The organism is Synechococcus sp. PROS-9-1 (genome assembly GCF_014279775.1).
In the GTDB taxonomy this organism is placed as follows: domain Bacteria; phylum Cyanobacteriota; class Cyanobacteriia; order PCC-6307; family Cyanobiaceae; genus Synechococcus_C.
Genome location: NZ_CP047961.1, coordinates 1,873,220 through 1,884,895, shown reverse-complemented (window position 1 = coordinate 1,884,895; position 11,676 = coordinate 1,873,220). Strand labels below are relative to the sequence as shown.

Here is an 11,676-nt window from a genome sequence, read left to right as displayed (position 1 = left end):
TAATGACTACGAGTCCTGATTCCAAAAATAGCGTTAATGCGCCAAGAATACTAAAACTACTCAACTACTTTCAACCATTTAAACAGTTAGAGGAAAATGAAAAATCATTTCTTTCGCAGAATTCGGAATTAGTAAGAGGAAAAATTGGACAGACATTACTAAGGGCAGAAGAGACAGCAAACTTTGTTTACCTATTAGTTGAAGGGCGCATAAGGATTGTAGGAAAAGATCTGCGAACTGGGGATATCGAAACAATAGAATTATGTGCACCTGGTCAATCAATTGGCTGGGTTGGAGTACTCAGAGGTCGAAGCTGTGAAACAGCACTATGCTCATCTTCAGTGATTAGCTTACGTATAGATAAACGTGTAATATCGCAAATTTTTTCAAAATCTATTCAAGCAAGAAAGTACTGGAGTAGTCATGCAGCAAAGGCAGAGTTATTTGAAGCCACCTCAACAGTCCTAAAAAGGCATCCAGACTGCAAAATTAGTACCTTGCAAATCATAGATCAAACAATAAAAACATTTAGAGTATGCCTTGCAAATCAAAAAAATGCTGGTGAACTAAGCAAGCTTAATTATTTATGGTACATCAGTGGAGGACAACAACATGGAAAAATCATTGACAAGGATCTGCAAAATCTATTCAAAGAAAAAGCAACCTATCGCTTGGTGGGAATCGATAAGAATGCCCTGAGAGAAGCCTTAAGTGGAACAAAGATAGACGAAGAAAATACAGAAACAACGATTAACCTTTTTGATGAAATCCGGGATTTAGAGGAAACAGATTTAGAGATCGTGGAAGAAGATTACGAGCCAGAATATATAGATGATAAAGAAGAAATAGATCTTACTTATCGGAAAGGAAAGGGGCCCGTTGAGGGCTCTGCAGCATGCCTAAGAATGCTCTGCGAAACAATAGGTGTACCAATAAAGCGAGAGATGATCCTTAGAATCCTCCGCGATCAAACCGAGAGATATGGTGGAATAACACTTCCTCTTGCTGGTGCAATATGCGAAACACTTGGCCTACGTACACAAATCACAAGTTGTAAAACAAGCGAACTCTATAAACTTGAGCTGCCGGCTCTAACATTAAGGGACTCAGAGCTGGTCATGATAGCTTCAGCAAGCAATATAAGCTGCCAAGTTGCTGTGCCAAGTAAAGGTATCGCAGATATTGATCTAGAAGAACTAGCACCCGAGGGAGAAGAAGCAATACAAATCCTTCTAACAACAAAAACAGACCAAACACCTGAAGATAACTTTAGCTTAAAGTGGTTTCTACCCTCTTTAGGGAAGTACAGAGTTGTCCTTGGAGAAGTGTTATTATCCTCGCTATTTGTACAACTCTTTGGCCTAGCCAATCCACTTCTTATTCAACAGATCATTGACAAAGTAATTATCAACAATGCGCCCGGCACACTAGCAACTTTAGGGACATTGCTGATACTTTTTGCGGTCATTGAAGTAGCTTTGCAAAGCGTGAGGACATTTCTATTTGTAGATACAACCAACAGAATTGACGTTGCATTAGGGAGCAAAGTAATCGACCATATGCTTAAACTACCTCTCAAGTTCTTTGACCGAAGGCCAGTCGGTGAATTGTCAAATAGAATCGGTGAACTCGAAAATATTCGAAAGTTTCTAACAGGAACAGCTCTAACTGCCGTTCTTGATGCAGTATTTTCGCTCCTCTATGTGTTTGTAATGCTTATCTATAGCTGGCAGTTAACACTCGTGACAGTTGCAGTGATACCTGCATTGATTGGAGTTACTTACTATTTCTCCCCAAAAGTACGAAAACAAATTCAAGCCAAGTCAGTAGCTGCAGCCAAAACTCAATCTCATTTAGTGGAAGTATTGTCGGGCATACAAACAGTAAAATCTCAAGGTATTGAATTACGAACACGATGGAAATGGCAAGACCTATATGTGGATTATGTGGCTGATGGTTTTGGGAATACAGTAATTGGAACAGCAAATAGTTCGATCAGTACTCTCATTAATAAAACATCGAGCTTGATGGTCGTATGGATGGGCGCTGCACTAGTCGTAGAGGGAAAAATGACAATGGGTGGGATGATTGCTTTTCGAATGATTGCTGGTTTTGTAACCAGTCCAGTGTTGAGACTTTCGCAAATTTGGCAAAACTTTCAGGAAATCAATTTATCAATGGAACGCCTTGGTGATATCCTCAATCACCCGCAAGAAACAGGAGTTGATGAATTAAAAAAGCCAACAGTTCCAAACCTAAAAGGAGACATTGAGTATGAAGACATTTGGTTCCGATACAACCCCTCAGCACCATTTTTATTGAAAGGTTTAAATCTTAAAATACCGGCAGGATCTTTTGTAGCAGTCGTTGGACTAAGCGGATCTGGTAAAAGTACTGCAACCAAGCTCTTGCCAAGGCTTTATGAAGCAGAAAAAGGAAAAATCCTTGTGGACGACATGGATATATCAAAATTAGAACTCTATTCTCTCCGCAAACAAATTGGAATTGTTCCCCAGGATACATTACTATTTGATGGAAGTATTTTGGAAAACATCACACTTACAAACCCTTCGGCCTCACAGATGGAAATCGATGAAGCAGTAGAAATTAGTTGTTCTGATGAATTCATAAGAGATCTTCCCGCCAAGTTTGATACAAAAGTAGGCGAAAGAGGTTCAAATTTATCGGGTGGACAGAGACAGCGATTGGCTATTGCTAGAACCATCCTGCAAAAGCCCAGTGTCTTGATTATGGATGAAGCAACATCAGCTCTCGACTACCAGACAGAAAGAAAAGTGAGTGAAAACCTTATGAATAAACTAAAGGGCCAAACGGTCTTGTATGTGACGCATCGACTATCGTCTATCGTTAACGCCGACATCATCGTTTTGATGGGCTCAGGAGAAGTCGTAGAAATGGGCGGACATGATGAACTTCTCGGAAAAAAAGGTGCCTACTACAGCCTATTTACCCAACAAGCTGCTAAAATGAGTTAAGAATATGTCCGGCAATGGACTCTCAACTAGCACCAAAAACATCAAAAAAGACTGAGCCAAAGTTCAGGACGAACAAACGACTTGGGCTAGGCAAGCAAAGCCTTAAGTTTTCCAGAAGTATTATCTGGATCATGCTCGTTGGCTCGGGCATCGCTCTTTTCATCGGAATTGTTGGAAAGATGGATGAAACAGTACAAGTGCGTGGGGTTATTGAGTCATCCGAAGGAACAGAAAAGATCATTTCCCCTCTAACTAAAGTCATCAAAGAAGTCTATGTAAAAAATGGTCAATTTGTTAAGGCTGGGGATGTACTATTACTCTTAGAAAATAGCGAAGAAGTTAGCCAAGCGAAGAAAGCGAAGTCTGTCTTCGGACAAAAAGAGCTGGAATTAGCATCGTATAAACTGAGAAATAATAAAAATCTTGGCGCAGAAGATTTTGAAACTTTTTCTGTGGATGATCCTGATGTCCTCTCTGTATTACAGGAACGTGCAAATTTTCTAGAAATGCAAGACGATATTAAAAGTAAGAATTCAATGACTGAACTTGAACAAGCAAATTTTCTCGTTAGACAAGCTGCAAGATCATTAGAAAGCAAGAAAAAAGAACTAATCACGGCTAAGGATATTAGTCAGCGTTACCAAAATCTCGCCGACCTAAAAGCTGTCTCAGAACTACAAGCTTTAGAGCAGTCTAACAAAGTTGATAATCTTGAAGCAACGATTGAAAGTATGGCTATTGAATTAAGTAAGGCAAAGAGTAGAGCTCAGATGCAAAGTTTAATTTCAAGTAGTGCTGACGGACGAACTGAACTTGATTCCGAAAGGCTAGAAACATCTGCGCTAGAGCAGCGCGCATCAGCATTCAACCGATTATCAGAACTACGTAATCGAATTAAGCTCACTGTTGTTAAAGCAACTGTATCAGGTAAAGTGTTTAATCTTGGCAAAGCATCTGGTCAATTAGTTTCAACAGGAGAGGAGTTACTTCAAGTGATCCCGGATGATTTGGACATCGCCAAGCTTACAATACCTGATGGGAATGTAGGTATGTTGGTGCCTGGGATGCCCGTTGATCTTCGTCTTGATGCCTATTCATTCTCTGATTTTGGTGCATTAAAAGGAAGGCTTTCTGATATAGGAAGTAGCATGTTGCCACCAGACAAACTCTCGCCACGTGCTTCTTACTTTCCTGGCAAAGTGAGCTTAGAAGAGAGATTCGTTAAAATTGCAGGAAAACAAATTCCCTTGAGATCAGGAATGGCAGTAACAGCGATGATCAAAATTGGTGAAAAGCCACTAATATCTATGATTGCAAAAATCTTTGACAAACCCAAAGTCGAGCAATTTTAAATCTTTATCGAGGTTACATGCTTTAAAAACTTAGACTATTGCTTATCACTATGCCACTAAATTAATGTCCTCTGTGAAAAATGAATTGTGAGAAGGCACAGATGTCGACTCTAAATACCCAATCATATTAAGTTCACCCTGTCCTGTAATCTGCATTAACATATCCGTATCATCTAGAAGGGCATATCCCTCGTCATGTTGTGTGTTGCCAGAAAAGAAGAAATCATTAAATGTTGTAGTCAATAATATCTGCTGATCCATATTTGCCTGTTTATCATTATAGGAATAGAGATCTTGTTCAACAGTACTCTCGCCGGCGGCATCAACTAAGCCAATACTTTTTCCGCGTAAAGCGACAGAGTCACCTTCCATAATGTTGAAATCAAGAATACGAGGAATATCTAACATTGTTTCTCCGCTAATTAAACCTTTTTCGAAATCCGAGAGCTCGTCAAAAACACCCAGGCTTATCGCATTATCAATAGTGATCACAAAGATATCACTTCCTTGACCACCTTCCAATATATCGGCACCACCATTACTTAACAATAGATCATTACCATCGCCTCCAAATAAGGATTCGGCATGCAGAGTACCAAACAACCGATCATCTCCATCATCGCCATATAGAGATGTAAGAATAGAGTCTCCTATCAAATACAAGTCATCATTATCATTTCCACCATGAATTGAACTCCGCTGTGAGCCTTCAACAACCAAGGTATCATTACCACCACCACCTAGCAGAACAGAGTCGCTAAGAGCTATATCTTCAAAAACCATTTCATCAAGCAAATCTTCTAATGTGTCTGGTGCTTCCAATTGCGCAGAGATATTACTTGTCAGGACAACATTATCATCGCCACCACCCATATCAAGGGTACTAAAATCTAGCGCTATACTAGAGATATGGCCATCAAGTTCATAGTCAACAGCCTCAAAAATCGAGATATTAAGGTCAGTTTCAGCATGTAGCTTAAGAGTATCTGACTGACCTCCTAGAACTAACTTAGATCGCTCAAGAACTCGTGTTTGGTGAAGAAGATCTGCATCAGCGGAAGCATTGTCTGCAGAGATATTCACATCGTGGTAATTTTCTGCGAGCAACAAAGCAGGTTCATTTTGGACATTACCGCCTAAAGCTCTATAATCAATGACAGAATCACGAATCAAACTGACAATTTCATTCGTTGTGACTTCAGCATTGGCATCGACCGCAAATGCATTGGTTTCACCTTCATGAGTTGACTGTACATCCAATCCAGGCAACGTAGAAAAACCCTGAGAGTCCGACAGTTCAGGGATTCCAAGATGTGCCTCCACAGAGTTCGTGATTTCAGAATCACTCATCTCTAAAGAACGGTCTTGCCAAACAACAGACGCACTACCTCCTTCTTCAGAGCTTAAATCTGCAGCTAGTGTTTGATGTAATTGATTCCTAAAGCCATCAAAATCGGCATTAGTAACTGTAGAAGTTGTAAGACCATCTAACGATTGGTCGCTATGAATAACAGACAAAACCTCTTGTGATGCACCGCTCTCTTGAATTGCCTCATTACCAGAAGCAACTACACTAATCAAGGAATCAACTGCCACATCAGAAACCGCTGTTTTACCTTCTTTCTGATAGATAGAAAAGAATGATCGCAGATCATCTGTCTCTGAAAGATTAATAGCATTTAGTTGACCTTCAGCATTTGTAGCTGCTCCAAGAAGATTGACGGCAATGGAACCTAACCCTGTGAATTCATTTTCTTGAACAATCTCATTAGAAACATATCCAAGATTATAAAGCTGAGATGCTTTAATTCTATAATCAGTCGCGGCTTCAGAATTAGTCTCTATTTCTATCTCCGAGAAGGGATTATACGACGACAAATCACTGATAACCTCTGGATCTAACCCTAATAAGGACATGATTTGTTCTTCTGCAAACTCAGTCGTTATAACTTGTCCTTGACTGGCCAAACCTTGCCTTAAGCCCTCCACGAGGGTTGTCATTGGGCTAATCACAAAATCATCTTGATCTTCATTAATTCCAACCATTTCTGCTAATGATGCCATCATTGAGTGACGATTCAAGGATCCAGAAATCGTATCAGTGCCACCAATAATATGAACAGTATGGTCTAGATCCGCATTTAGAGCATAAGTTTCCCCGTCTGATCGAATCAAAGAAATATCATCTTCCCATTTGTCGAGTCCATACGAAGAATCCGCAAAATCAAAATCAAAATCAAACTCACCTAAGCTATCAGTATACGTATACCAATCAGAAGGGTCAAAGTAATCATTATCATTAAAGTCAATATAAACAGTTGCCCCATCCATAGGTCCATCAATAGCAAGACCACCAAAAGATTGATCTGGCAGCGATGTTTCTCGAAGATTTATCTCCCCAGGCTCTGATAGATCACCTGGATTCCCTGCATCTCCTAGATTGGTTGATAGATCTGGATCACCTGGGCCCACTATTTCATCTGGATTGTTCGATACAGGAATCTCTGGGAAGGTTGTTTTGTCATCATCGTCGAGAGACTGTGTTGTACTCCCGCCCTGAGTTGACCCAGATGCGCCAGTGCCTCCTACTCCTAATTTCTGCAACGTTCCAGGAAGCGCAGAAGGGAACAAACTCGTTGATGCACTCGTGTAATTGGTTAAGGGAAGATTAGAAGGCGAGCCAAAGCTTGAATCATTGGGTATCGAATTACTGAATTGCGGCAGTGCAGGTAGTTGATATTGACCTGCTGACAGTTGATCGGTCGTGATTGGTCTTGAAGATGCATCGCTTGGTAGGCCTCGGCTGATATCCCATTGCGGTTGGACATTACTGATGCTTTCATCACCCATTGAGGCTTGGGCCTCTTGCTGCATCACCAGGGCGATGAGCAGGCCAATCGAAGCAACTGTCAGAGCTCCTTCCAAAGTGAGCCGATTGGAATCTGAGTCAAGGTTGATGTCCTTTGTTTTGCCCTTACGACTGCGAGCCATCAACAAGCCCTCCGTTCAACATCCGACCAAGACGCCCTACCGACCCGTCGGAACAAATCGGCAAACGTAAGCCCTGAATGAACTGACCCGAACATCACCTGTTGAATAGGGTTGGTTTGGGCAGCAGGAGTCTGCACTGAAACAGACCTGTGGTTCCATCTCCTTTGGCTGATCAGGCAGGCAAAAGCGCCAAGTGACTGATCAGCATTATTAATCAGCCAGCAAGAAGGCTCATATTTACGTATCCATTCATACAAATTGCTCACGCAACGCATAACAACAGCAGGCCAGCGTATAGACGCAGCAATACAGCAATCGAGATTTTTATACATTTTCAATCGATGCCCAAAAGCATCAACCGAATAGCGGCAAACGAGGCAAACACAGGATTTCGAGAAGCGATGCTGAATACGCACACAACCGTCCCAGACACTCAACATATTGAACGCAAAGATGCAGAATGTCAACAAGATAGAGAACACAGTCTCGTATATCTATGTGTACACAGTAGCTCTTTAAAAATACTTATAGGGCAAATACTGAAAGAATTAAAATTATTAACCGAGTCCAAGCCCAATGACACAAGAAAGCCAAAAGCATTGCTGCTACTGCATTTGAGTGCCACCTCAAAGCCAAAAACTGCAGGCATTTAGAGGACACTTTTCCTTTTCTAGCCATTTCCACTCTTGCGAACTAGCGTCTATACGCTCGAGCAAAACTAGCAGCAATGAGATTTCAGATGAAATGAAATTACATACCCTGTCCATGCAAAGCTATACAGAGCAATGCAAATCAAGCGGATTGATTTAGCAGACAAGCTTATTATTTATCAAGGCTTCGTTAAGACACCAATCTCTCGCCAAGGACTACCTCTGTCTATACAGCGAGGAAAGACTCGACATTCATGTACGGCGCACATTCACGAGCCACTGGTGATCAAGTAATGATGGTCTTGTCAGCAGACATCTCTGCACACTCATCACCATTGAGGACCACTCGTGGCAGGCGACTCAGTCATCTACGAAGAGCTACTTACTGAGGGTGCCTCCTTCAGTGGTGCAGAGACTGGTGGCGAATTTCAAGCTTCAACTGTTGTTGATGCTGATCTGAGCTCTGACAGCAGCAGCACAGGGCAAGCAAGCTCTTCTGATGCACTTCTAGAAGCCTTCGGGATCCGTCTCGAGGATCTGAACGACGAGACCACTGGCAATGCTGTTGAAGCAGCACTGATCAGTGGTGGAAATACTCTTCTCGTCACAGACTTAGATGCGAAAAGCAGTAGTACCAGTACCTCCGTTCACGGCAAAGCAGACACCACTACATCCTTTGATGTGGTGGGTGTCGGCGGTGATCAAGCCAGCGCTGAAATTGGAGCGCAAGGAACCGTAACGAGTGACGTCGGTCTCGATCTCAGCAACACCGCTGAATCAACCCACGAAGATGCCTCTGTCGTTATTGACGGCGAACGACTCAGCGGTTCAGATTTTGAGCAAATCAGCGCTGGTGGCCACTGGGTTGCAAGCAGCGATGTAGCTGCAAGCTTTAGTGGAGCGGCCGAATCAGCAGCTGGTGATGCTGAAGCCACCAACACAATCGACGCGATTCTTGGCTCCAGCACAGCTGACCTACTGGTTCAGGGTTCGTCTGTCATCGCCAGCAACGCTGACGTTTCTCTCAGTTACACGAGCAGTAGTCAGAGTGGGGATGCCTCAAGCACCTCCGACCTGCTTGAGCTATTAGGTCTCGAGATCGATGGTGATTCCGATGGTGCTAACAATGCGGAGATCAGTGGCAGCCTCGAGCTAGATGCTGAGACCAAGGCTGCCATCAATGAATTGGCAAGCAGCGAATCAGGGGATGCCCTAACCGCTTCTGTCATCCACGATGGTGGCGGCATCAGCCTGGGTGATTCCACAACGGGTGCAGGGTTCGACGCCGATGCGACCGTTGATTTCAGTATTGAGCAGACGTCCCGCAGTAGCGATGGTGACGCCAGTGCTGCCAGCACGGTTGCTGAAAGTGTTGCCGTTGAAGCTGATGCTCAGCTCCAAAGCGGAGGCGACACAGTCATCACCGCAGATCAAGACGTTGTTCTCGATCAAAACGCCCAAAGCATCGGTGGAGCATCCGCCACCTCCTCAAATGGAGATCACCAAGTTGGCATCGAACTTGGTACACAAGAGGCCGGCGGAAAAGTCCAGCTCATCGTCAACAACTTCCTCGGTGGAGACGCAGTAGCAAGCAGCGTTCTTGCGACAGCCAGTACAGAAGAGCTTCAAAATTATCTTGCTGGTTTAGATGCCGAAAGCATTAGTTCTGGCTCAACAATCACTGCTGAGGCAGACACCACCCTTGATTTCGACGGCCATTCCGTCAGCAACGAAGACAACGCCACAAGTCGTGGTTCTGCAACTTATGTATACGGCGTTGATGCCGAATCAACAAGCGGTGATGCCATCAGCTTCGATGCCTCCGCATCAACCACGCTCCAGCAACTCGCCGAAACCATTGCAGGCGACGCTCAAGCTGTTTCCGAACTGGGAGAACAGGAAGCCCTTGCACTCACCACACTGCTGAGCTCTGGCGATGCAACCCTGATCGCTGATGCTCTGGCATCATTGGCCGGTGATGCCAGCAGCGTTGATGGAACGGCTGAAAGTCGCTCCCAGCTCTCAGCTCTGCTTGGCCTCAATTCACAGAGCATCGATGTTGAAGGCGATGCTGAACTATTGGCAACTCTGGGGCTGAGCAGCACCAACGGCGCAAGTTCCATGACTGGCAATGCAAAGGCCAGCACGAACGCAGGAACAGTCGATGGCATTTCAGTGGATCAGCTGGATGCAGAAGGTGAAATCACTCTTGGCAGTGATGTTGATGCCGATCTCAACCTGCTGGCATCATCGGTTGATGGCACCGCAGATGCGGAACTCACGATTGACGAGCTTGTCAGCCTCAACGGTGTTCTCGACAGTGATAGCGATGCAGCATTAACACTCAGCTCCGACATGAGTGTGTCTATTGAGAGCTCGAGCTTCTCTGGTGATTCGAGCGCAAGCTTCAACGCCAATCAGCAGTCCGCAGCAACGGGGGCTGAGGCTGTTGAGGATGCTGTCAGCAGTGGCGACTCGCTCACCTTCAGCGCCGATACTGACTTCGATGTGTCGCTGGAGGCCTCGAGCATCGATGGTGACGCAGAGCTCAACATCGCCGCCATTGATGGTGAAAATGCTGTTGAAATTGGTGGTCTTGATGATCTTGATCTGAACAGCGGATCTGATCAAGACACGGCAATTGATGTCGATGGCACAGTCGTCGCTACCGCCAGCAGCCAAGAAGGGGTTGCCACCGCTGATGTCACCATCAACGTGGCGGCAGCCGAATCCAGCAGCATCACCTCCGGTCAAGACGGAACCGTTGATCTGAGTGCAAGCAATGAGCTCGATCTCATTGCCAACTCCTCGGGTAGCGATAGCGGAGACCATGCAAGCTTGGCGCTTGATTCCTCGGTGGCGGCGTACCGAGGTGCATCTGGAGACTCGATCAGCGTCAGCGATAGTGGCGGCATCAGTCTTGACTCCAGCCATGTGGTCGACCTGATCAGTGCTGCCGAAGGTGGTCAAGCCTCGATTGCAGCTGAGCTCCAATCGATCGGCGCATCTCTCGACGACACCGGCATCATTAGCCTTGATGGAACCGGTGATATTTCCGGCTCAGGCCTGCTTCAAGCAGAGCTCACAGCTGAGAGCTTCAGTGGCAACGTTGGCATCTCCGCTGAGCTCACCGGTCGTGGAATTCAAGGCGGCACCGTCCAAGGTGGTGGCCTCGAAGGGAGCGTCAGCGGAAGCAGTGAAGTTGATGTGAGCTTGCTTGGGCTCACCCTCTCCGGTGACAGCTCGAATATCAGCGAATCCACCAGTGTTGGCTTGGATGATTCAATTCTCAGCACGGGATACGGCACCAGCGGAATTCGCGGAGAAAGCCTGCAGTCGATCGATACACTCAGCTCCACCGAATACGGCAATGCAGAAGCCGTTCATACAAGCAAGAGCGTTGGGATTCTTGCTGACGATGTGACATCAACAGTCGTCACCTCCGACTCCGATGTTGTGGCGATTGCAGAAGACAGCAGCTACGTGACTGCCATGACAAGCCAAGGACAAGCCAGCAGCCAGAGCAGCTCCGAAACCGTGGGTATTTCCGGTGCCGAAGTGATTCTCTACGGCGAAGGCAACTTGGTTGTGGAGTCCAACTCCAGTGCTTCAGCTTTCAGTTCCAGCAATGAATGATCGGCTGACCGTGGCACAAACGCTGCTTTTCGATGAACGTTTCTGGCCAAC

At 45.0% G+C, this 11,676-nt stretch carries 4 protein-coding genes; 3 read left to right on the top strand and 1 reads right to left on the bottom strand.

All coding sequences use genetic code 11. The features are described from left to right. Positions 1-2: 2 nt before the first annotated feature. The gene (locus SynPROS91_RS10050; RefSeq protein WP_186516484.1) at positions 3-2,996 is read left to right on the top strand and encodes a peptidase domain-containing ABC transporter; all 2,994 of its coding nucleotides are present in this window, start codon (positions 3-5) and stop codon (positions 2,994-2,996) included. A 14-nt stretch (positions 2,997-3,010) separates the two neighbouring features. Next, a complete protein-coding gene (locus SynPROS91_RS10045) occupies positions 3,011-4,348 on the top strand; it encodes an HlyD family efflux transporter periplasmic adaptor subunit (protein WP_186516482.1) in 1,338 nt (445 codons plus the stop codon). Between the two features lie 48 nt (positions 4,349-4,396). Here SynPROS91_RS10045 and SynPROS91_RS10040 read toward each other — a convergent pair whose 3' ends face one another. Continuing rightward, complete coding sequence (locus SynPROS91_RS10040) at positions 4,397-7,339, bottom strand: hypothetical protein (protein ID WP_186516481.1); 2,943 nt, start codon at positions 7,337-7,339, stop codon at positions 4,397-4,399. 998 nt (positions 7,340-8,337) lie between these two features. Here SynPROS91_RS10040 and SynPROS91_RS10035 point away from each other — a divergent pair. After that, positions 8,338-11,625, top strand: coding sequence for a hypothetical protein (locus SynPROS91_RS10035; protein WP_186516480.1), 3,288 nt, complete (start codon positions 8,338-8,340; stop codon positions 11,623-11,625). The last annotated feature ends 51 nt before the right edge of the window (positions 11,626-11,676 follow it).